The following is a 20631-nucleotide window of genomic DNA, read 5'->3' on the forward strand; positions in this document are numbered from 1 at the left end:
CGGATGCGTGAGATCGACTGGGCCGCGCTGCACGCGGCCGCTGTGAGCGCGGCGACGAAGGCCTACACGCCGTACTCGGGCTTCCCGGTGGGCGCGGCGGCCCTCGTCGACGACGGCCGGCTCATCACGGGCGCCAACATCGAGAACGCCGCCTACGGCGTCACGCTGTGCGCCGAGTGCTCGCTCGTGAGCGAACTCATCATGGGCGGCGGGGGGCGGCTCGTCGCGTTCGCGTGCGTCAACGGGGCGGGGGAGCGGCTCATGCCGTGCGGCCGCTGCCGGCAGCTGCTCTTCGAGCACGCGGCGCCGGAGATGCTGCTCGACACGGTCAGCGGCATCCGCACGATCGACCAGGTGCTGCCGGACGCGTTCGGTCCGCGCCAGCTCGAGGACTACGCGGCGCGCCGCGACACGGCAGGGCGAGGCGAGGAAGCGAATGGCTGAGGCATTCGATGTCGTCGACATCATCCGCACGAAGCGCGACCGGGGCACGCTCGGCACCGCGCAGATCGACTGGCTCGTCGACGCGTACACGCGCGGCTACGTCGAGGACCCGCAGATGGCCGCGCTCGCGATGGCGATCCTGCTCAACGGCATGGAGCGCCGCGAGATCCACGACCTGACGATGGCGATGATCGCCTCGGGCGAGCGGATGGACTTCTCGTCGCTCGACGCGCCCACCGTCGACAAGCACTCCACCGGCGGCGTCGGCGACAAGATCACGCTGCCGCTCATGCCGCTCGTCGCCGCGTTCGGCGCCGCGGTGCCGCAGCTGTCGGGCCGAGGGCTCGGCCACACCGGCGGCACGCTCGACAAGCTCGAGTCGATCCCCGGCTGGCGCGCCGAGCTGTCGAACGCGCAGATGCTCGAGCAGCTGCGCACCGTCGGGGGCGTGATCTGCGCTGCCGGCGCCGGTCTCGCGCCCGCCGACAAGCGGCTCTACGCGCTCCGCGACATCACCGGCACCGTCGAGGCCATCCCGCTCATCGCATCCTCGATCATGTCGAAGAAGATCGCGGAGGGCACCGGCGCGCTCGTGCTCGACGTCAAGTTCGGCTCCGGCGCGTTCATGCAGGAGTTCGAGCGGGCCCGCGAGCTCGCGCTCACGATGGTCGAGCTCGGGCGCGACGCGGGCGTCGAGACGCGCGCGCTGCTGACGACGATGGACACGCCGCTCGGCCTCGCGATCGGCAACGCCAACGAGGTGCGCGAGTCGGTCGAGGTGCTCGCGGGCGGCGGGCCGGCCGACGTCGTCGAGCTGACCGTCGCGCTCGCTCGCGAGATGCTGGATGCGGTCGGCAAGGGCGACGCCGACGTCGAGGCAGCGCTCGCCGATGGCCGGGCGATGGACGTCTGGCGCCGCTTCGTGGTGGCGCAGGGCGGCGACCCGGATGCGGCGCTGCCGACGGCGAACGAGACCCACACGGTCGTCGCCGAGGAGGACGGCGTGCTCGCGCGCCAGGAGGCGCTGCCGTTCGGGATCGCCGCGTGGCGGCTCGGCGCCGGCCGTGCCCGGGCGAGCGACCCGGTCGTGCACGCCGCGGGCATCGACCTGCACGTGAAGCCGGGCGACGCCGTCCGCAAGGGCGACCCGCTCTGGACGATCTCGGCGGATGACGCGAGCCGCATCCCGCGCGCGCTCGAGGCGCTCGAGGGCGCGTGGGAGCTCGCCGCGCCCGGCACCCAGGTGCCGGTGCCGCCGATCGTGCGCGAGCGCATCCTCTGACGCCCAGGCGCCTCCTGGCGCCGCGACCCGCCCGGTGGTTCACTGGGCGCAACCGAAGACCGAGGAGCTCGACGTGACCGACTACCAGACCCCGGGCTCGCAGCCCGCGTCGTACGGATCCGGGTACCCGGCGGTGGAGCCGAAGACGCTCAGCATCGTGAGCCTCGCGCTCGGCCTCGCGTCGATCTTCCTGGGCATCTCCATCCTCGTGCCGATCGCCGGCATCGTCGTGGGCGTGATGGCGCGGAAGCGCGAGCCCGCGGGCCGCACGATGGCGCTGTGGGGCATCTGGCTGAGCGTGGCCACGCTCATCATCGGGGCGCTGCTGTGGATCCTGGTCGGCGGCGTCATCCTCGCCGCGCTGGGCTTCGCGGCGACCGGAGCCTGAGCCGCCGAAACCTTCCCGTCATCTTGGGCCGATACGATCGAGGTCCAGCACGAATCGACGACGGGGACGAGATGAGCCGGTACGAGGTCGACGGCGTCGACATCCAGACGCTGCCCAAGGTCAGCCTCCACGACCACCTCGACGGCGGACTGCGACCGCAGACGATCCTCGAGCTGGCCGACGAGATCGGGCTCGAGCTGCCCGCGAGCGACGCGTCGTCGCTCGGCGAGTGGTTCGCCACGCAGTCGAACTCCGGCTCGCTGCCCGAGTACCTGAAGACCTTCGACATCACGACCGCGGTGATGCAGACCGAGCAGGGCCTGCACCGGGTCGCGAAGGAGTTCGTGCTCGACCTCGCCGAGGACGGCGTGCTCTACGGCGAGATCCGTTGGGCCCCCGAGCAGCACCTGCAGCGCGGCCTCTCGCTCGACCAGGCCGTCGAGGCCGTGCAGGCGGGCGTCGAGGAGGCCATCGACCTCGTCGCGACCCACGGCGGGCGGATCCGGGTCGGTCAGCTCATCAGCGCCATGCGCCACCTGGACCGCGGCGACGAGATCGCGCAGCTCGCGCTGCGCCACCGCGATCGCGGCGCGGTCGGCTTCGACATCGCGGGCCCGGAGGCGGGCTTCCCGGCATCGCGGATGCAGTCAGCCTTCGACATCCTCGCGAAGGCGCACTTCCCCGCGACCGTGCACGCGGGCGAGGGTGACGGGCTCGAGAGCATCGCCGACGCGCTCTTCGCCGGCCGCGCCCTGCGCCTCGGCCACGGCACCCGCATCGCCGAGGACATCCACACCGAGGAGGAGACGGACGACGCCGTCGTCGTGCGCTTGGGCGAGGTCGCCGAGTGGGTCAAGGACCGGCAGATCGCGCTCGAGCTGAGCCCGTCGTCGAACCTGCAGACCGGCACGATCGCGCAGTGGGGCGACTCGCTCGCCGACCACCCGATCGACCTGCTGCACCAGCTCGGCTTCTGCGTCACCGTGAACGTCGACAACCGGCTGCAGTCGGGCACGACCCTGACGCGTGAGCTGGGGCTGCTGGTCGACACCTTCGAGTGGGACCTCGACGACCTCGAGGAGGTCACGCAGAACGCCGCCGCGAGCGCCTTCTGCTCGTTCGAGGAGCGCGAGCAGCTCGCCGACGAGATCGCCGACGGGTTCGACGACCTCCGATGACGCTGCCGCTCGACGAGGCCACGTTCTCGCCAGGAGTGCGGGCCGCTGACTGGCGCGCCGCCGTGCGCGCCGCGGGCGTCGACCTGGTGACGGCGCACGCGGTGGGGCGCGCCTACGTCGAGGAGCTCGTGCAGCAGATCGAGGAGGCGGGCCCGTACTGCGTCGTCGCGCCCGGCGTCGCCGTGCCGCACGCGAAGGCGAGCGCCGTCGTGCGGCGCGACGCGCTCGCGATCGTCGTGCTCGAGGAGCCCGTCTCGTTCGGCCATCCCCACAACGATCCGGTGGAGGTCGTCATCGGTCTCGCCGCGACGAGCGCGCGGCAGCACCTGCGGATGCTCGCCGAGCTCGCCAACGCCCTCGACGGGACCGGGGTCACCGCCGCGCTCGCGACCGCGACGACGCGCGACGAGGCGATCGCGGCCCTGCGCCGCTGACTGCGGGTGGTCTCGACACGCCGCGGGCAGGGTGGCCCGCTCGGCGTGTCGTGACCACCCAGCGGACCGACGGCGGTGTGTCGTGACCACCCGGGTGCGCGGGCCGTCCGTGCGCCGTCAGGCCGTGAGCAGCGGGCGCACCGCCTCCGCGATCGCGTCGACGCGCGCGCGTGCGGCGCGCACGCGCTGGGCCGGCGCGCCCTCCGTCGACGTCGCGTCGATGTAGACCTTGACCTTCGGCTCCGTGCCGCTCGGCCGCACCATCACGCGCGAGCCGTCGTCGAGCGTGAAGCGCAGGATGTCGCCGATCGCGCCGTGCTCGGGCAGCGACAGGTCGTCGGCCGCGAGCACTGCGGCGCCCGCGAGCTGCGACGGCGGGTCGGCGCGGAGTGCCGCCATCGTGGCGGGGATGCGGGCGAGGTCGGTGACGCGCACGCTCACCTGGCCCGACTCGAAGGCGCCGAACTCGGCCGCGAGCGCCAGCAGCTCCTCGGTGAGCGACGAGCCCCGCTCGTGCAGCTCCGCGGCGATCGTCAAGATCCGCACGAGCGCCGAGACGCCGTCCTTGTCGCGCACCGTGCCGGGGTTCACGAGGTAGCCGAGGGCCTCCTCGAAGCCGAACAGCAGGTCGGGCACGCGCGAGACCCACTTGAAGCCCGTGAGCGTCTGCACGAACTCCAGCCCGTGCGCTGCGGCGATGACACCGAGCCCCGGGGAGGAGACGATCGAGGCGGCGAGCACGCCCTGCCCGCGGGCGGCGCGCGCGGCGTCCCAGCCCAGCAGCAGGCCCACCTCGTTGCCCGTCAGCATCCGCCAGCCGGCGGGCGCCGCGCGGTCGGGCACGGCGACGGCGAGCCGGTCGGCGTCCGGGTCGTTCGCGAGGATCAGGTCGGCGCCGCGCTCCGTGGCGAGCGCCATCGCGAGGTCGAGCGCGCCCGGCTCCTCGGGGTTCGGGAACGCGACCGTCGGGAAGGCGCCGTCCGGCTCGGCCTGCTCGGGCACCACGACGAGGGGCGGGAAGCCCGCCTCGGCGAGCACCGCCTCGACGGTCTCGAGCCCGACGCCGTGCAGCGGCGTGTAGACGACCGTGAGGGCGGATGCGTCGTCCAGCTCGGTCGGCGGCAGGCCGATGGCCGCGGTGGCGGCGACGTACGCATCCCAGACGCCGGAACCTGCGACCTCCGGCTCGCCGCGCGGATAGTCGGCGACGGGGGTGGCGGCTGCCGCCTCGATGAGCGCCGCGATCTCGCCGTCGACCGGCGGCACGATCTGGCTGCCCTCGTCGGCGCCGCCGAGGTAGACCTTGTAGCCGTTGTCCGCCGGCGGGTTGTGGCTCGCCGTCACCATCACGCCCGCGCTCGCGCCCAGGTGGCGGACCGCGAACGCCGTCACCGGCGTCGGCAGCAGCCGCGGCAGCAGGATCGCGCGCACACCGGCGCCGGCGAACACCTCGGCCGCGTCGCGCGCGAACTCCTCGGAGCCGCGCCGGCCGTCCCAGCCGATCACGACCGAGGGCTGCGGCTCGCGCCCCACGAGGAACGCGGCGAGCCCCGCGGAGGCCTGCTGCACCACCACGCGGTTCATGCGGTTCGGCCCGGCGGCGATCGCGCCGCGCAGCCCCGCCGTGCCGAACTGCAGGCGGCCGCGGAACGCATCCGCGATCTCGGCGGCCGCGGCGGCGTCGCCGCCCTCCGCGGCGGCGATGGCAGCCTCGAGCTCGGCGCGCGTCGCCGGGTCGGGATCCGCGACGGCCCAGGCGCGCGCGGTGTCGAGCACGTCGGCCGTCATGCCTGCGGACCGATCGCGGCGACGACGTCGGCGAGCAGGCGGCCGAGGCGGCCCTCGGCCTCGCGGCCGGCCTCGATGACCTCCTCGTGCGACAGCGGCGTCGTCTGGATGCCGGCGGCGAGGTTCGTGATGAGGCTGAGCCCAAGCACCTCCATGCCCGCCTCGCGGGCGGCGATCGCCTCGAGCGCCGTCGACATGCCGCAGATGTGGCCGCCGATCGCCTTCGCCATCTGCACCTCGGCGGGCGTTTCGTAGTGCGGCCCGCGGAACTGCACGTATACGCCCTCGTCGAGCGACGCATCCACTGACCGCGCGATGTCGCGCAGCCGGGGCGCGTAGAGGTCGGTGAGGTCGACGAAGGTGGCGCCCTCGAGCGGCGAGTCGGCCGTGAGGTTGATGTGGTCGCTGATGAGCACGGGCTGACCGGGCGTCCACTGCGGCTTGATGCCGCCGGCGCCGTTCGTGAGCACCATGACGGATGCGCCCGCGGCGGCCGCGGTGCGCACCGAGTGCACCACCCGGCGCACGCCGTGGCCCTCGTAGTAGTGGGTGCGCGCGCCGATCACGAGCGCGCGGCGGCCGTCGTCGAGCTGGATCGAGCGCAGCGTGCCGACGTGCCCCTCGAGCGCGGGCTTCGAGAAGCCGGTGACGTCGGTCGCGGGGATCGTGTGCGTCGTCTCGCCGATGAGGTCGGCGGCCTTCGCCCAGCCGGAGCCGAGCGTGAGCGCGATGTCGTGCGACTCGACGCCGGTGATGCGGCGGATGTCGTCGGCGGCCTGCCGGGCGACGTCGCGCGGGTCGCCGTCGTCGAGCGGGTGAGGGCCTGGCTGGTGCGTCATGGCGCCCACTCTAGGGGCGTAGGCTCGGCCATCATGGCCATCGGCGCGACGATCCACACGTTCGACGTGCAGCTCTCCGACGTCGACCGGGGCGTGTACGAGCAGCTCTCGCTCAAGGTCGCGCAGCACGCGTCCGAGACGGTGCCGTTCATGGTGACCCGACTGCTCGCCCTGTGCCTCGAGCACGAGGAGGGCATCGCGTTCGGCTCCGGGCTCACGGGCGGGGATGAGCCGGCGGTGGTCGTGCGCGACCGCACGGGCGCCCTCGTCGCGTGGATCGAGGTCGGGGCGCCGGAGGCGGAGCGCGTGCACCGCGGCAGCATGGCGGCCGAGCGCACCGCCGTCTACACGCACCGCGACGCCGAGCGGGTCGCGGCGCGGTGGTCGGGCAAGCGCATCCACCGCGCCGAGGACGTGCGCCTCGTCTGGTTCGACCCCGGCTTCGTCGACGCGGTCGCGGATGCGGTCGCCCGCCGCACGACCATGGTCGTCTCGGTGATGGAGGGGGTGCTGTACGTCGAGGTGAACGGCACCACCCTGACGTCGGGCGTGCACGAGCGCCGCGCGGGCTGATCCTCCTTCCCTGCGAGGAGACGGGCGCGGATGCGCGATGATGGAGCGCGTGAGTGCATTCGAGCGCAAGCAGCGCGTGGTGATCATCGGCGGCGGACCCGGCGGGTACGAGGCGGCGCTCGCGGGCGCCCTGCTCGGCGCCGACGTGACCCTGATCGAGCGGACGGGCGTAGGCGGCAGCGCCATCCTCACCGACGTCGTGCCCTCGAAGTCGCTCATCGCGACGGCCGAGTCGGCGGCCGCGATCCGCGACGCGAGCCAGCTGGGTGTGCAGTTCTCGGTGCGCGGCGACGCGGGCAGGCCGCGCAGGCCCGACGTCGCGGTGAACCTCCGCGCCGTCAACCGCCGCCTGCTCTCGCTCGCGGCGAAGCAGTCGCTCGACATGAAGGCAGACCTCGAGCGGGCGGGCGTCACGATCGTGCAGGGCGAGGGCAGGCTCGACGGGCCCGGTCGCGTGGTCGTGTCGACCGGAAAGCAGGGCGCCGACTTCGACGAGTTCGAGGCCGACACGATCGTCGTCTCGGTCGGCGCGCGCCCGCGGCAGCTGGCGTCGGCGATGCCCGACGGCGAGCGCATCCTCACCTGGACGCAGCTCTACAGCCTCGAGGAGGTGCCCGAGCACCTCATCGTCGTCGGCTCCGGCGTCACGGGCGCCGAGTTCGCGAGCGCCTACAGCCTGATCGGCGCGGAGGTCACGCTCGTCTCCAGCCGTGAGCAGGTGCTGCCCGGCGAGGACACCGACGCCGCGCGCGTCATCGAGGACGTCTTCCTGCGCCAGGGCATGCACGTGCTCTCGAAGTCGCGCGCGCAGCAGGTCGAGCGCACCGAGCACGGCGTCCGGGTCACGCTCACCGACGGCCGCACGGTCGAGGGCTCGCACTGCCTCATGGCCGTCGGCTCCATCCCGAACACCGCCGGGATCGGCCTCGAGGAGGCCGGGATCGAGATGTCCGACTCCGGCACGATCCTCGTGAACCGCGTCGCCCGCACGAACCTGCCGAACGTCTACGCGGTCGGCGACTGCGCCGACGCCCTGCCGCTCGCATCCGTCGCCTCCATGCAGGGGCGCACGGCCATGTTCCACGCGCTCGGCGACGCCGTCGACCCCATCTCGATGCGCACGGTCGCGTCGAACATCTTCACGCAGCCCGAGATCGCGACGGTCGGCTGGTCGCAGCGCGAGATCGAGGAGGGCATCGCGCAGGGCGAGGTCTACCGCATCGACCTGTCGACGAACGCGCGCGCGAAGATGATGGGCATCGAGGACGGCTTCGTGAAGCTCTTCGCCCGCACCGGCTCCGGCACCGTCATCGGCGGCGTCATCGTCGCCCCGAAGGCGTCGGAGCTCATCTTCCCGGTGACGATGGCGATGGAGCACCGCCTCACCGTCGACGACCTCGCGCGCGTCTTCACGGTCTTCCCGTCGCTCACGGTCTCGATCGCCGACGCCGCGAGGGCGATGCACCGCGTCGAGGCCTGACCCGCCCCTCGAGGCGCCGTCCCACCGTCAGGCGCAGTGTCGCCGTCAGGCGCCGTCGGGCGTGATCGTCACGAGCGTGTGCCCGGAGGGGATCGTCTTGCCGACCGGGGCGTCGATCGCGCTCACGGTGCCGTCGATGGGGGAGGAGAGCGGCTGCTCCATCTTCATCGCCTCGAGCACGACGAGCAGGTCGCCGGCCACGACGCGGTCGCCCTCGGCGACGGCGGCCTTCACGACCGTCGCCTGCATGGGCGAGATGATGGCGCCCGAGCCGATGCCGCCGGCGAGCGCAGCTCGCGTGCGACGCGGCGCCGGCCCCTTCGCGTCCTTCGTGTCTGAGAACAGGCTCTTCGGCATCGAGACGGCGATGCGCTTGCCGTCTGCCTCGACCACGACGGTGCGGCGCGGCTCCGGCCCGGCGAGCTCGCCCTGCTCGCCGGTCCACGCCGGGATGTCGTTCTCGAACTCCGTCTCGATCCATGAGGTGTAGACCGAGAACGGCGCGTCGCCGGCCGGCGCGAACGCGGGGTGGTCGACGATCCGCCGGTGGAAGGGCAGCACGGTCGGCAGCCCATCGATCTCGAACTCGGCGAGCGCGCGGCGTGCGCGAGCGAGCGCGTCGGCGCGGTCGCGGCCCGTGACGATGAGCTTGGCGAGCATCGAGTCGAAGTTGCCGCCGATGACGTCGCCCGCGACGACGCCGGAGTCGACGCGGATGCCGGGGCCCGACGGAGCCCGGAAGATGCGCACGGGACCGGGCTGGGGCATGAAGCCGCTGCCGGCGTCCTCGCCGTTGATGCGGAACTCGATCGAGTGCCCGCGCACCTCGGGGTCGTCGTAGCCGAGCTCCTCGCCCTCGGCGATGCGGAACTGCTCGCGCACGAGGTCGATGCCGGTGACCTCCTCTGAGACCGGGTGCTCGACCTGCAGCCGCGTGTTCACCTCGAGGAACGAGATCGTGCCGTCGGCGCCGATGAGGAACTCGCACGTGCCGGCGCCGACGTACGACGTCGCGCGCAGGATCTCCTTCGATGCGCGCCGCAGCTCGGCGTCCTGCTCCGCCGAGATGAACGGCGCGGGCGCCTCCTCGACGAGCTTCTGGTGGCGGCGCTGCAGCGAGCAGTCGCGCGTCGACACGACCACGACGTTGCCGTGCGCGTCGGCGAGGCACTGCGTCTCGACGTGGCGCGGCTTGTCGAGGTACTTCTCGACGAAGCACTCGCCGCGGCCGAACGCCGCGACGGCCTCGCGGGTGGCGGAATCGAACTGCTGCTCGACCTCCTCGCGGGTGCGGGCGACCTTGAGCCCGCGGCCGCCGCCGCCGAACGCCGCCTTGATGGCGACGGGCAGCCCGTGCTGGTCGACGAACTCGAGCACCTCCGCGGCGCCCGAGACCGGGTTGATCGTGCCCGGCGCGAGCGGGGCGCCGACCGACTCGGCGATCCGGCGGGCGGAGACCTTGTCACCGAGCTGCTCGATCGCGGTGGGGCTCGGCCCGATCCAGATGAGGCCGGCGTCGATCACGGCGCGAGCGAAGTCGGCGTTCTCGGCCAGGAAGCCGTAGCCCGGGTGCACGGCGTCGGCGCCCGAGCGGCGTGCGACCGAGAGGATCTTCTCGATCACGAGGTAGCTCTCGGCGCTCGTCGCCCCCAGCAGCGAGTACGCCTCGTCGGCGAGCTGCACGTGCTGGGCGTCGCGGTCCGGCTCGGCGTAGACGGCGACCGACCCGATCCCGGCGTCGCGCGCGGCGCGGATGATGCGGACGGCGATCTCGCCGCGGTTGGCGATGAGGACCTTGCTGATGCGGCGCATGGTTCTAGAGCCTAGGCGTGCGGGCATGGCGGATGCGTGCACACCGCACACAGGGATGGCCGGATCGATTGCCGATTCCCACAGTCGGACGGCCGTCGCCGGCGGATGATCGTCGCGCATCCTCCTGCCCGCGGCGCCGTCCCGCCGCCTAGCATGGAACCGTGGAACCGGTGCTGGTGCTCCTGGCGGAGTGGTGGTGGATCGCTCCCGCCGGTGCGGGCGCGGGTGCCCTGGGCGTGGTCGGACTGCGCCGTCGCGGGCCGTCGGCGCGTCGGCTCGAGCTCGAGGCCGCGCTGCACGACGTGCGCCACGCGCAGGATGCCGTCACGCGGGCCCGCGCGCGGGTCAAGCTCGCCCGGGCGGAGGTGCTGCGCGCCGAGGCGGAGCGATCCGCCTCGATCGCGCCCGTCGGCGCCGTCAGCGACGCGAAGCGGCGAGTGCAGCTCGCCGAGCGGGCGGCGAAGGCGGCCGTCGCGGACCTGCGCGCGCGGCGCGCGTTCGTGCGGGCCGCGCGAGCGACCATGCCCGCGAGCAGGGCGCCGCGCGAATCGATGCCCCTCGCGCGGCTGCGCGCGGAGCACGACGAGCTGACCACCCGGTGGATCGCCTACGAGACCGATCCCGCGAAGGCGATCGATGTCCCGGCGATGAGCGACTCGTCGTCGCCGGCGCTGCAGGCGTTCCTGCGGGAGCAGCAGCAGGCGCTGCAGCTGCGCCCCGCGAGCGTGGACGCCCGCATGGCGCCCGCCGAGTTCGCCGCCTATCGAGACGCGGTGCGCCGAGCGACGCACGCGTTCGAGGCGGCCGAGCACGACGCCCTTCGCGCCGCCGGTCGCGGTCCCGGATCGTCCGAGCCGGGGGACTGGAGCGAGCTCGCGCAGGAGCTCGTGCAGACCGCGCAGCTCGCGATCGCGAGGTCTGCCGAGGCCTGGCAGCGAGGGGAACGGCAGCGGAGGCGCCGACCTCAGGCGTGAGCCGTCCGGGCGGCATCCGGGGGGTTCCGCACGGCGCTCGAGGGGTCTATCGTCTGCGCCGAAGCGACGAGGAGGCCACCGTGGACGGTCGCAAGGTCATCAGCACCCGACGACGCGTTCGAGCGATCGCGGCCGCAGCCTTGGCTGCAGCGATGCTCGCGGCGGGCGCGGCGCCCGCCGCCGCGCAGGCGCTGCCGCCGTCGGAGCGCCTCTTCAACACCGATCGCTACCAGACCGCGGCGGTCGTCTCCGAGCACGCGTTCCCGAGCGGCGCCGACACCGCCTACCTCGTCAGCGGCGAGATCTTCGCCGACGGGCTCTCGGCCGGTGCCGCCGCGGCGCAGGAGGGCGGCCCCGTGCTGCTGTCGACGCGGGCGAGCCTGCCGCCGGCGACGGCCTCGGAGCTCGCGCGCCTCGACCCGACGACCGTGGTGATCGTGGGCGGCACGCCGTCGCTCTCCGCCGGAGTCGAGGCCGAGGTTCGAGCGGTCGACCCCGGCATGTCGGTGGTGCGCGTCGCGGGCGCGGACCGGTTCGAGACCAGCCGCATGGTCGCCGAGCGCGCCTTCGAGTCGGCGTCCTCGGCCTTCATCGCGACGGGACTCCGGTTCCCGGACGCCCTCGCGGCCGCACCGGCGGCGGCGGCGCGCTCCGGCCCGGTGCTGCTCGTCGACGGCGGCCGGGCGTCGCTCGATGCGGCGACGGAGGCGACGCTCGAGTCGCTCGGGGTGGCGTGGGCCGGCGTCGTGGGCGGCGAGGACGCCGTGTCGAGGGGGATCCTCGACGACCTCGATGCGGAGCTCGACGTGCGCCGGTTCGCCGGCCCGGACCGCTTCGCCACCGCGGTGGCGCTGCTGGAGGTCCTCTCCGCGGCCGACACGGTGTACATCGTGAGCGGGGAGCGCTTCGAGGATGCGATCGCTGGCGGCGCGGCCGCGGGTGCGCGGGGCGCGGCGATGCTGCTCGCGCGGCAGGCCTGCATGCCGAGCTCGACGCTGGCCGCGCTCGAGTCCCTCCAGCCCGACCGGATCATCCTGCTGGGCGGCGAGCCGACCCTCGGCCCGTCGCCGGCCAGGTACGAGTCCTGCGGCTGAGGCAGCGACCCGCCGACGAGATCCGGGTTGGTGAGTGAGTGCTCACTCACCTATGCTCGAACTCGTGAACCCGATCCCGCGCCTCAGCGCCGACGACCGTCGCGCGCAGATCATCGCGGCGGTCACACCGGCGGTGCTCGAGCACGGCAGCGCGATCACCTCGCGCCAGCTCGCCGAGGCGGCCGGCGTCGCGGAGGGCACGCTCTTCAAGGCATTCGGCGACAAGGAGTCGCTGCTGACCGCGCTCGCCGAGCAGCACATGACCGACGCCGACGCGGCGGCATCGTTCGAGAGCGACTCGCTCGACGAGCTGGTCACGACCCTCGTGTCCGTGCTCGTGGAGCGCATGCGGTTCATGTTCCAGCTCGCCATGGCGCTCGGTCCGATCGCCCAGCGGGTCGCGGAGGAGCGCCGCGAGGAGTTCGAGCAGTCGAAGTTCTGGATCGCCGCGCACTTCCAGCCCTTCGAGTCGCAGCTGCGCGTCACACCGCTCGTCGCCGCGGAGCTCGTGCGCTCGCTCGCCTGGGCCGCCGCCGCCGGCTGGGGCGAGGCCGAGCCCGTGTCATCGGCCCATGACATCATCCAGGTGCTCCTCCACGGCATCGTCAGCAGCGACGACCGCGACCCCTCCGCCGGCACGCCGGCCACCGCATCCGCCCTCGAGACCCAGAAGGTCTGACATGCTCTGGAAGCTCATCGTCCGCTACGTCAGGCCCTCGTGGCCGGCGCTCATCCTCGTCGTGCTGTTCCAGTTCGCGCAGTCGGTGCTGTCGCTCATGCTGCCGACCATCAACGCCGACATCATCGACGAGGGCGTGCTGCGCGGCGACACCGACACCATCTGGCGGCTCGGCTTCCTGATGCTGGGCCTCAGCCTGGGTCAGGTCGCCGCCAACATCCTCGCGATCCTGTTCGGCGCCCGCCTCGCCATGCGCGCCGGGCGCGACCTGCGTGCCGACATCTTCGGCAAGGTCGGCGACTTCAGCGAGCAGGACGTGCAGCGCTTCGGCGCGGCCAGCCTCATCACCCGCAACACGAACGACGTGCAGCAGGTGCAGATGCTCATCCTGATGTCGTGCACGATGCTGCTGTCGGCGCCGATGCTCGCGATCGGCGGCGTCATCATGGCGGTCCGCGCCGACGCGACGCTCTCGTGGCTGATCGCGGTGGCGGTGCCGCTCATGCTCGTGGTGCTCGGCTTCCTGGTCTGGAAGCTCGTGCCGATCTTCCGCCAGCTGCAGGAGCGCATCGACCGCATCAACAAGGTGCTGCGCGAGCAGCTCACGGGCATCCGCGTCATCCGCGCGTTCGTGCAGGAGCGGCGCGAGAAGGCGCGCTTCGCGGTCGCGAACGACGGCGTCACCGACGCCATGCTCCGCACCGGCAACATCTTCGTGCTGATGTTCCCCATCATCATGCTCATCGTCGAGGTCTCGAGCGTCTCGGTGCTGTGGTTCGGCGCGGGCCTCGTGAACTCGGGCGAGCTCGAGATCGGCACGATGATGGCGTTCCTGCAGTACCTCATGCAGATCCTCATGGGCGTGCTCATGGCCACGTTCATGACGATCATGATCCCGAGGGCCGCGGTCTCGGCGAAGCGCATCGGCGAGGTGCTCGAGACCGAGTCGTCGATCGTGCGCGTCGCGGTCGGCGACCGGATGCCGACGCCCGGCACGGTCGAGCTGCGCGACGTGAGCTTCCACTACCCGGGCGCCGACACCCCGGTGCTCGACGGCGTCTCGCTCAAGGCCGAGCCCGGCGAGACGGTCGCGATCATCGGCTCGACCGGCGCCGGCAAGACGACGCTCGTCAACCTCATCCCGCGGCTGTTCGACGCCACGGGCGGCAGCGTGCTCGTCGGCGGCGCCGACGTGAGGGACGTCGACGCCGAGACGCTGTGGCGCGGCATCGCGATCGTGCCGCAGCGGCCCTACCTGTTCGCCGGCACGGTCGCCTCCAACCTCCGCTACGGCAACGAGGAGGCGACCGACGAGGAGCTGTGGCGCGCGCTCGAGATCGCCCAGGCGGCCGGCTTCGTGCAGCAGATGGACAAGCAGCTCGACGCCCGTATCTCGCAGGGCGGCACGAACGTCTCGGGCGGCCAGCGCCAGCGGCTGTCGATCGCGCGGGCCCTCGTGGCCGAGCCCGACGTGCTGGTCTTCGACGACTCGTTCTCGGCGCTCGACCTGACGACGGATGCGCGGCTGCGAGCCGCGCTGACCGAGGCGGTGGGCGCGACGACGCAGATCGTCGTCGCCCAGCGTGTGTCGACGATCGTCGACGCCGACCGCATCGTGGTGCTCGAGGCCGGCCGGGTGGTCGGCACGGGCACGCACGAGGAGCTGCTCGAGAGCAGCGACACCTACCGACAGATCGTCGAGTCGCAGATGGCAGTGGAGGCCTGAGATGGCACGCGAGCAGCAGTCCCGCGAGCAGCGGACGCGAGCACGGAAGGCGCGCGCCGTGAAGCCCGAGCCCGAGCTCACCGAGGAGGAGCGGCTCGAGGCCGAGCAGGCCGAGGCCGCGCGCATCGGCGCAGGCGACTGGGAGCCCCCGCCCGGGAAGGCGAAGTCGTTCGGCGCGTCCGCGAAGCGGCTGCTCGGCCTCATGCACCCGTACCGCTGGCTGCTGGCGCTGGTGTTCGCGCTCGGCGCGGTGGGCGTCGTGCTCGTCGTGCTCGGGCCGAAGCTGCTCGGCCAGGCGACGAACGTCATCGTCGAGGGGCTCGTCCAGCGCGACCTGCCGGCCGGCGCGACCCAGCAGCAGGTCGTCGACGGCCTCCGCCAGGCGGGCCAGGACGAGCTCGCCAACATCCTCGAGCGCATGGAGGGCCTGCAGCCCGGTCAGGGCATCGACTTCGAGGCCCTCGGCGGCATCCTCTTGCTCGTCCTCGGCGTCTACGCGATCGGCGCGCTCTTCCAGTGGCTGCAGGGCTACGTCGTGAACCGCGTCGTCCAGCGCACCGTGCAGGGCCTCCGCCGCGACGTCGAGGAGAAGATCCACCGCCTGCCGCTGTCGTACTACGACCGCACGCAGCGCGGCGAGCTGCTCTCGCGCGTGACGAACGACCTCGACAACGTCTCGCAGACCGTCTCGCAGACCATGTCGCAGATCGTCACCGGCCTGCTCACCGTGATCGGCGTGCTGGTCATGATGCTGTCGATCAACGTCTGGCTCGCGCTCATCGCCCTGATCGCGGTGCCGCTCACGGGCATGATCCTCGGCCTCGTGATGGGTCCGGCGCAAGGACTGTTCAAGGAGCAGTGGCGCCGCACCGGTCGCGTGAACGCGATCGTCGAGGAGGCCTTCACCGGCCACGCCCTCGTCAAGGTCTTCGGCCGCGAGGAGGCGGTGCGAGCACGCTTCGCCGCCGAGAACGACGGCGTCTACGCCGCGTCGTTCAAGGCGCAGTTCCTCTCGGGCCTCGTGTTCCCGCTCATGACCTTCGTCGGCAACATCGGCTACGTGCTCGTCGCCGTCGCGGGCGGCCTCTTCGTCGCCGCGGGCCAGATCCTGGTCGGCGACGTGCAGGCGTTCATCCAGTACTCGCAGCAGTTCTCCCAGAACCTGGGGCAGATCGGCCAGACCGTCACGATGGTGCAGTCGGGCGTCGCGAGCGCCGAGCGCGTGTTCGAGCTGCTCGACGCCGACGAGGAGGAGTCGGATGCGGGCGGCGCGACGCCCGCGGAGGGCTCGGGCCGCGTCACGTTCGAGCACGTGCGCTTCGCCTACTCGCCCGACCGTCCCCTCATCGACGACCTCTCGCTCGAGGTGGAGCCGGGACAGACGGTCGCGATCGTCGGCCCGACCGGCGCCGGCAAGACGACGCTCGTCAACCTGCTCATGCGCTTCTACGAGATCGACGGCGGCCGCATCACGCTCGACGGCGTCGACACGGCGACGATGACGCGCGATGCGCTGCGCTCGCAGACCGGCATGGTGCTGCAGGACACGTGGCTGTTCGGCGGCACCATCCGCGAGAACATCGCGTACGGCCGCCCGGATGCGACCGAGGCCGAGATCCTGGAGGCCGCGCAGGCGACCTACGTCGACCGCTTCGTGCACGCCCTGCCCGACGGCTACGACACCGTGATCGACGAGGACGCGACGAACCTGTCGGCGGGCGAGAAGCAGCTCGTCACGATCGCTCGCGCGTTCCTCGCGCGGCCGAGCGTGCTCATCCTCGACGAGGCGACCTCCTCGGTCGACACCCGCACCGAGCTGCTGCTGCAGCACGCGATGGCGGCGCTCCGCACCGACCGCACGTCGTTCGTGATCGCCCACCGGCTGTCGACGATCCGCGACGCCGACCTCATCCTCGTGATGGAGCAGGGACGCATCGTCGAGCAGGGCTCGCACGAGCAGCTCGTGGCAGCGAGGGGCGCCTACTGGCGGCTGCTCAACGCGCAGTTCGAGCAGGCTGCCGTCGACATGGAGCTCGACGATTCGCTCGCCGACCACACGGGCAGCGTCTCGACGCAGCAGTCGACGTAGGTCAGGCGCAGCCCTCAACCGGGCAGCGCGCTCCAGTGCTCGAAGTCGTGGATGGCGACGCCGGCGAACCGCGGGTCGCCCGCGAGCTGGGCCGCGACGGCGGCGAGCTCGCGCTCGAGCACGGCGCTGCCGTCGTCGGCGAACGTCTCGCGGGGCTCCGGCACCGGGAACGTGTCGACGCCCATCCGGTAGGGCTTCCGCGCCTCGCCGATCAGGCGCCGCGCGGTGGCGCTCACGGCCAGCACGTCGGCTGCCCGATCTCGGTACGCCATCAGGCCGACGGCGTCGGCGCGGCGCACGATGCCGGCGAACGCGGCCGGGTACCGGTCTGCCACCCAGGGCGAGAGGTCGACCTCGACGGGCAGCGTCGTGCGCCCCGCGACGTCCTTCACCGTGCGCTCGAGCCCCGCGAGCAGCTCGAGCTCGCGGCCCGGCCAGTCGCGTCGGGTCCACGGCTCGATGTCGAGGTGGATGCCGTCGAAGAGCCAGGCGGCCGTCGCCCGCTGCATCCAGGTGACCGCATCCGTGCCCGTGGTCCACGACGGGTCGCCGCCGAGCGCCGACACGCGCAGGCCCTTGCCCCGGAGCGCCGCGACGCACTGGTGCGTGACCGCGGTCGGGCCGCCCCACGGCACGCTCACGAACGCCTCGGTGATCCGCTGCTGCGCGGCGAACGCCGCGACGGCCGCGGGGTCCGGCGGCGCGGCGTCGTGCACCCACACCCACATCGCTCGAGCGGAACTCGCCATGGCACTGCCTCCCGGTCGTCCGTGCCCGGTCGGTCGCGGGCGTGCGGGTCAGGCTAGTGGCAGAAGCGGAAAGTTTGCGCTTGGGACCCGACGGTTGCGCCTCAGCCGGCGAGCGTCGGCCAGGAGACGCCGAGCTCTCTGGCCAGGCGGCGCACCGCGGGGATGCTCATGCCGATCACCGTCGAGGGGTCGCCGTCGATGCGGTCGATGAACGCGGCGCCGCGGCCGTCGATCGTGAACGCGCCCGCGACCTCGAGCGGCTCGCCGGTCGCGACGTAGGCGTCGATCTCGGCGTCGTCGATGTCGGGGGAGAAGTCGAGGCGGGTCGCGGTCGACACACCCGCGGAGTCGTCGATGCGGCCCTGCCGCACCCGCAGCATCCAGTGGCCGGAGTGCAGCGTCGCCGACCGCCCGCGCTGTGCGAGCCAGCGCTCCCGCGCACGCTCCGGCGTGTGCGGCTTGCCGAGCATGGCGCCGTCGAGCTCGAGCGACGAGTCGCCGCCGAGCACGAGCCCGTCGAAGCCCGTGAGCGGGTCCTGGTCGAGCAGCGCCTCGGCCTTCGCGCGGGCCAGCAGCAGCACGTAGTCCGCGGGCGCGAGCGGGCCGTGGTCGGCCTCGTGCGCGGCGACCAGCAGGTCCTCGTCGAGGTCGGTCGGCGCGACGATCGGCTCGATGCCGGCCTGGCGCAGCAGCGCGAGCCGGGCGGGCGAGGCGGAGGCGAGGATCAGCTGCACGCGACGATCCTCGCATCCCGATCCTCATCGCCCGGCGACCACCGACGGCACGTGGGGCGCGAGCGCGGCGAGCATGCGCAGCACGGCGTCGAGGTCGTCGCGGGTGGCGACACCCGAGGCGCTCGCCCCGATCACCGCGAGCAGCGGCACGAGCGCCGCGGTGCGCGCGTGCGGGGCCGGCACCACCCGCAGCCAGAGCGACTCGATCGCCGAGAGCCGAGCCGCATCGATGCGCTCCTGCGCGGCGCCGGCGGCGTCGTCCACTGCCGACCACGAGCGCACGGCGCGCTCCAGCCGGTCGTCGGGAAGCCGGCCGATGAGCGCGCCCAGGCGGTCGAGCGCGGCGGTCGCGTCGAGATCGACCACCTCGGCGCGCACGGCGTCGACGAGCTCGAGCTGCGTCCGCTCGTGGGCGGAGAGCACTGCGCGCCGCAGGTCGCCCGCTCCGCGGAAGTGATGGTGGAAGGAGCCCTTCGTGACACCGAGGACCGTCGCGAGCGGATCCACCCGGATGGCGCGCTCCCCGCCGGCGGCCAGTGCCTCGAGCCCGGCCGCGACCCAGTCGTTCCTGCTCGGCATCGTCGTCCTCTCGTCTTGTCGACGTACCATACCGTACGGTATGGTGACGTCGTGGACAGCCTGCCGGATCCCGTGTGGCCGGTCGTCGTGCTCGCGGCCATCAGCGCCTTCGACGCGGTGATCAGCTGGAAGCCGGCGCGATTCGTCGCCGACTGCTGGGACGACGTGCGCTTCCCTCGCCGCTGGTGGCCGATCCTCGCGCCGATCAAGGTCGCGGCGACGCTCGGCCTCCTCGCTGGCATCTGGATCCCGTGGCTCGGACTCGTGACGAGCGCCTGCCTCGTGGCCTACTTCGTCGTCGCCATCGCGATGCACGTCCGCGCGCGCGACCTCGGCCGCAACCTCTTCGTCAACGCGACCGGCATGCTCGTCATCTGCGTCGCCGTGCTGCTGTGGTCGTTCGTGCTCTGAGCGCCGCGGGGCCGCTCGGCCGGAGCCCGAGGAGGGGCGTCGATGGGAGGATGGAGGCATGTCCGCACCCCACACGCCCCGAGGCCAGATCCAGCCCGGTCAGATCGTCGAGCTCACGATCGACAACGTCGCCCACGGCGGCCGCTTCGTCGGCCGGCACGAGGGGCGCGTCGTGTTCGTGCCCGACACGATCCCCGGCGAGACGGTGCGCGCCCAGGTCGTCGACGTGAAGAAGTCGTTCGCGACCGCCGTCGCGCTCGACGTCGTCGAGGCGAGCCCCGACCGGGTGCCGCACGTGTGGGCCGAGGCATCCATCGACCGCCTCCCGGCGGAGCGCGCGGGCGGCGCCGAGTTCGGCCACATCGCGCTGCCCCGGCAGCGGCAGCTGAAGCAGCGCGTGATCGAGGACGCCCTCGAGCGCACCGGCGGCATGACCCGCGAGGTGCCCGTCGCCGCAGCACCCGGCGACGACGCTCGCGGTGGCCTGGCCTGGCGCACTCGCGTGCGACTGCACGTCGACGACCGCGGCCGCCAGGGGCCGTTCGCGCCCCGCAGCCACGAGGTCGTGCCCGTCACGAGCCTGCCGCTCGCCACCGAGGGCATCCAGCGCTCCGCGCAGCTCGACCAGCCGCTGCCGCGCGTCACCGCCGTCGACTACGTCGAGTGGAGCGAGGGCGAGGTCGACGTCATCGCGATGGAGGGCGAGCCCGAGCGCGGTCGCACCGACACGATCGTCGAGACGGTCAACGGGCGCGAGTTCCAGCTCGACCGCTCCGGCTTCTGGCAGGTGCACCGCGAGGCGCCCGCGCTGCTGACGGATGCGGTGCGTCGCGCGATCGACGTCGACCGCGTCGACGCGGCGGGCTGGAGCCTCGATCTGTACGGCGGCGTCGGCCTCTTCGCGGCCACGATCGCCGAGGCGCTGGGGGAGCGGACCCGCGTGACGAGCGTCGAGGCCGACGAGGTCGCGACCGACCACGCGAGCGAGAACCTCGCGGAGTGGCTGGGCGCGAGCGCCGAGACCGGCAGGGTCGACCGCTGGCTGCGCGAGCTCGGCAAGCGCGCGAGCCGCGCCGAGCGTGAGCGGCTGTCGCGCGGGCTCGTCGTGCTCGACCCGCCCCGCGCCGGGGCCGGCCGCGACGTGATCGAGCAGGTCGTCGGGCTCGAGCCGGCCCAGATCGTCTACGTCGCGTGCGACCCGGTCGCGCTTGCGCGCGACGCGAAGCTGCTGGCGGAGGCCGGCTGGCAGGTGGACTCGCTCGAGGCGTTCGACCTGTTCCCGCACACGCACCACATCGAAGCGGTGGCCAGCTTCCGGCGCTGACCGCTCCCGACGCCGGGGACCGGCGTCGGCGCTGGCGTCGCGGCGGAGGCCCGA

Annotated in this window: 20 protein-coding genes; 14 read left to right on the forward strand and 6 right to left on the reverse strand. The window is 73.0% G+C overall.

The features are described from left to right. The first annotated feature begins 3 nt into the window (after positions 1-3). The 5 genes from ACLQ21_RS07710 (at position 4) to ACLQ21_RS07730 (ending at position 3726) form a co-directional block, all read left to right on the forward strand. Complete coding sequence (locus ACLQ21_RS07710; RefSeq protein ID WP_425662666.1) at positions 4-444, forward strand: cytidine deaminase; 441 nt, start codon at positions 4-6, stop codon at positions 442-444. Beyond that, the gene (locus ACLQ21_RS07715) at positions 437-1726 is read left to right on the forward strand and encodes a thymidine phosphorylase (RefSeq protein ID WP_425662667.1); all 1290 of its coding nucleotides are present in this window, start codon (positions 437-439) and stop codon (positions 1724-1726) included. Before ACLQ21_RS07710 ends, ACLQ21_RS07715 begins: the two co-directional genes overlap by 8 nt. A 73-nt stretch (positions 1727-1799) precedes the next feature. After that, positions 1800-2114, forward strand: a complete 315-nt coding sequence (locus tag ACLQ21_RS07720) for a DUF4190 domain-containing protein (protein WP_425662668.1) — start codon at positions 1800-1802, stop codon at positions 2112-2114. A gap of 71 nt (positions 2115-2185) precedes the next feature. Further along, a complete protein-coding gene (locus tag ACLQ21_RS07725) occupies positions 2186-3292 on the forward strand; it encodes an adenosine deaminase (RefSeq protein WP_425662669.1) in 1107 nt (368 codons plus the stop codon). Beyond that, positions 3289-3726 carry a PTS sugar transporter subunit IIA gene (locus tag ACLQ21_RS07730; RefSeq protein ID WP_425662670.1) on the forward strand — a complete coding sequence of 146 codons (438 nt, stop codon included), beginning with the start codon at positions 3289-3291 and terminating at the stop codon, positions 3724-3726. The genes ACLQ21_RS07725 and ACLQ21_RS07730 overlap by 4 nt, the downstream gene beginning before the upstream one ends. Before the next feature lie 117 nt (positions 3727-3843). Here the strand turns inward: ACLQ21_RS07730 and ACLQ21_RS07735 are convergent, their stop codons facing one another. Together ACLQ21_RS07735 and ACLQ21_RS07740 are read right to left on the reverse strand one after the other, a co-directional pair. After that, positions 3844-5514 carry a phospho-sugar mutase gene (locus tag ACLQ21_RS07735; protein WP_425662671.1) on the reverse strand — a complete coding sequence of 557 codons (1671 nt, stop codon included), beginning with the start codon at positions 5512-5514 and terminating at the stop codon, positions 3844-3846. Further along, positions 5511-6353, reverse strand: a complete 843-nt coding sequence (locus ACLQ21_RS07740) for a purine-nucleoside phosphorylase (protein WP_425662672.1) — start codon at positions 6351-6353, stop codon at positions 5511-5513. Before ACLQ21_RS07740 ends, ACLQ21_RS07735 begins: the two co-directional genes overlap by 4 nt. A 33-nt stretch (positions 6354-6386) precedes the next feature. On the opposite strand from ACLQ21_RS07740, the gene ACLQ21_RS07745 reads away from it, so the two are divergent. Next, entirely contained in the window at positions 6387-6926 is a 540-nt protein-coding gene (locus ACLQ21_RS07745) for a YaeQ family protein (RefSeq protein WP_425662673.1), read from the forward strand. A gap of 40 nt (positions 6927-6966) precedes the next feature. Further along, entirely contained in the window at positions 6967-8406 is a 1440-nt protein-coding gene (locus ACLQ21_RS07750; RefSeq protein ID WP_425662907.1) for an NAD(P)H-quinone dehydrogenase, read from the forward strand. Positions 8407-8451: 45 nt separating this feature from the next. Here the strand turns inward: ACLQ21_RS07750 and ACLQ21_RS07755 are convergent, their stop codons facing one another. Beyond that, on the reverse strand, positions 8452-10218 hold the full coding sequence (locus tag ACLQ21_RS07755; protein WP_425662674.1) for an acetyl/propionyl/methylcrotonyl-CoA carboxylase subunit alpha: 1767 nt from the start codon (positions 10216-10218) through the stop codon (positions 8452-8454). A gap of 161 nt (positions 10219-10379) precedes the next feature. Between ACLQ21_RS07755 and ACLQ21_RS07760 the strand changes: the two genes are divergently transcribed. From ACLQ21_RS07760 to ACLQ21_RS07780, 5 genes are all read left to right on the forward strand, one after another. Then, positions 10380-11192, forward strand: coding sequence for a hypothetical protein (locus ACLQ21_RS07760; protein ID WP_425662675.1), 813 nt, complete (start codon positions 10380-10382; stop codon positions 11190-11192). 80 nt (positions 11193-11272) lie between these two features. Next, positions 11273-12286: a cell wall-binding repeat-containing protein gene (locus ACLQ21_RS07765; protein ID WP_425662676.1), complete on the forward strand. Its 1014-nt coding sequence runs from the start codon at positions 11273-11275 to the stop codon at positions 12284-12286. A gap of 64 nt (positions 12287-12350) precedes the next feature. Continuing rightward, a complete protein-coding gene (locus ACLQ21_RS07770; RefSeq protein WP_425662677.1) occupies positions 12351-12965 on the forward strand; it encodes a TetR/AcrR family transcriptional regulator in 615 nt (204 codons plus the stop codon). 1 nt (position 12966) lies between these two features. Beyond that, entirely contained in the window at positions 12967-14691 is a 1725-nt protein-coding gene (locus ACLQ21_RS07775) for an ABC transporter ATP-binding protein (RefSeq protein ID WP_425662678.1), read from the forward strand. A gap of 1 nt (position 14692) precedes the next feature. Then, positions 14693-16780 carry an ABC transporter ATP-binding protein gene (locus tag ACLQ21_RS07780; RefSeq protein ID WP_425662679.1) on the forward strand — a complete coding sequence of 696 codons (2088 nt, stop codon included), beginning with the start codon at positions 14693-14695 and terminating at the stop codon, positions 16778-16780. Between the two features lie 14 nt (positions 16781-16794). On the opposite strand, the gene ACLQ21_RS07785 is transcribed toward ACLQ21_RS07780, so the two are convergent. The 3 genes from ACLQ21_RS07785 to ACLQ21_RS07795 all read right to left on the reverse strand — a co-directional run bounded on the left by ACLQ21_RS07785 (position 16795) and on the right by ACLQ21_RS07795 (position 18842). Beyond that, positions 16795-17529: a hypothetical protein gene (locus ACLQ21_RS07785; RefSeq protein WP_425662680.1), complete on the reverse strand. Its 735-nt coding sequence runs from the start codon at positions 17527-17529 to the stop codon at positions 16795-16797. Positions 17530-17630: 101 nt separating this feature from the next. Beyond that, the gene (locus ACLQ21_RS07790) at positions 17631-18263 is read right to left on the reverse strand and encodes a Maf family protein (RefSeq protein WP_425662681.1); all 633 of its coding nucleotides are present in this window, start codon (positions 18261-18263) and stop codon (positions 17631-17633) included. Positions 18264-18287: 24 nt separating this feature from the next. Continuing rightward, the gene (locus ACLQ21_RS07795) at positions 18288-18842 is read right to left on the reverse strand and encodes a hypothetical protein (protein ID WP_425662682.1); all 555 of its coding nucleotides are present in this window, start codon (positions 18840-18842) and stop codon (positions 18288-18290) included. Between the two features lie 51 nt (positions 18843-18893). Between ACLQ21_RS07795 and ACLQ21_RS07800 the strand changes: the two genes are divergently transcribed. Continuing rightward, positions 18894-19253: a DoxX family protein gene (locus tag ACLQ21_RS07800; protein ID WP_425662683.1), complete on the forward strand. Its 360-nt coding sequence runs from the start codon at positions 18894-18896 to the stop codon at positions 19251-19253. A gap of 58 nt (positions 19254-19311) precedes the next feature. After that, positions 19312-20577, forward strand: coding sequence for a class I SAM-dependent RNA methyltransferase (locus ACLQ21_RS07805; protein ID WP_425662684.1), 1266 nt, complete (start codon positions 19312-19314; stop codon positions 20575-20577). Positions 20578-20631: the final 54 nt, after the last annotated feature.

The organism is Agrococcus sp. DT81.2, assembly GCF_049844935.1.
Taxonomy (GTDB): Bacteria; Actinomycetota; Actinomycetes; order Actinomycetales; family Microbacteriaceae; genus Agrococcus.

Excerpts from the sequence above, each read along its gene's own strand:
- ACLQ21_RS07735 (WP_425662671.1), bottom strand. The coding sequence starts at position 5,514 with ATGACGGCCGACGTGCTCGACACCGCGCGCGCCTGGGCCGTCGCGGAT.
- ACLQ21_RS07745 (WP_425662673.1), top strand. The coding sequence starts at position 6,387 with ATGGCCATCGGCGCGACGATCCACACGTTCGACGTGCAGCTCTCCGAC.
- ACLQ21_RS07740 (WP_425662672.1), bottom strand. The coding sequence starts at position 6,353 with ATGACGCACCAGCCAGGCCCTCACCCGCTCGACGACGGCGACCCGCGC.
- ACLQ21_RS07775 (WP_425662678.1), top strand. The coding sequence starts at position 12,967 with ATGCTCTGGAAGCTCATCGTCCGCTACGTCAGGCCCTCGTGGCCGGCG.
- ACLQ21_RS07785 (WP_425662680.1), bottom strand. The coding sequence starts at position 17,529 with ATGGCGAGTTCCGCTCGAGCGATGTGGGTGTGGGTGCACGACGCCGCG.
- ACLQ21_RS07725 (WP_425662669.1), top strand. The coding sequence starts at position 2,186 with ATGAGCCGGTACGAGGTCGACGGCGTCGACATCCAGACGCTGCCCAAG.
- ACLQ21_RS07805 (WP_425662684.1), top strand. The coding sequence starts at position 19,312 with ATGTCCGCACCCCACACGCCCCGAGGCCAGATCCAGCCCGGTCAGATC.
- ACLQ21_RS07730 (WP_425662670.1), top strand. The coding sequence starts at position 3,289 with ATGACGCTGCCGCTCGACGAGGCCACGTTCTCGCCAGGAGTGCGGGCC.
- ACLQ21_RS07710 (WP_425662666.1), top strand. The coding sequence starts at position 4 with ATGCGTGAGATCGACTGGGCCGCGCTGCACGCGGCCGCTGTGAGCGCG.
- ACLQ21_RS07780 (WP_425662679.1), top strand. The coding sequence starts at position 14,693 with ATGGCACGCGAGCAGCAGTCCCGCGAGCAGCGGACGCGAGCACGGAAG.
- ACLQ21_RS07755 (WP_425662674.1), bottom strand. The coding sequence starts at position 10,218 with ATGCGCCGCATCAGCAAGGTCCTCATCGCCAACCGCGGCGAGATCGCC.
- ACLQ21_RS07750 (WP_425662907.1), top strand. The coding sequence starts at position 6,967 with ATGGAGCGCGTGAGTGCATTCGAGCGCAAGCAGCGCGTGGTGATCATC.
- ACLQ21_RS07715 (WP_425662667.1), top strand. The coding sequence starts at position 437 with ATGGCTGAGGCATTCGATGTCGTCGACATCATCCGCACGAAGCGCGAC.
- ACLQ21_RS07795 (WP_425662682.1), bottom strand. The coding sequence starts at position 18,842 with ATGCCGAGCAGGAACGACTGGGTCGCGGCCGGGCTCGAGGCACTGGCC.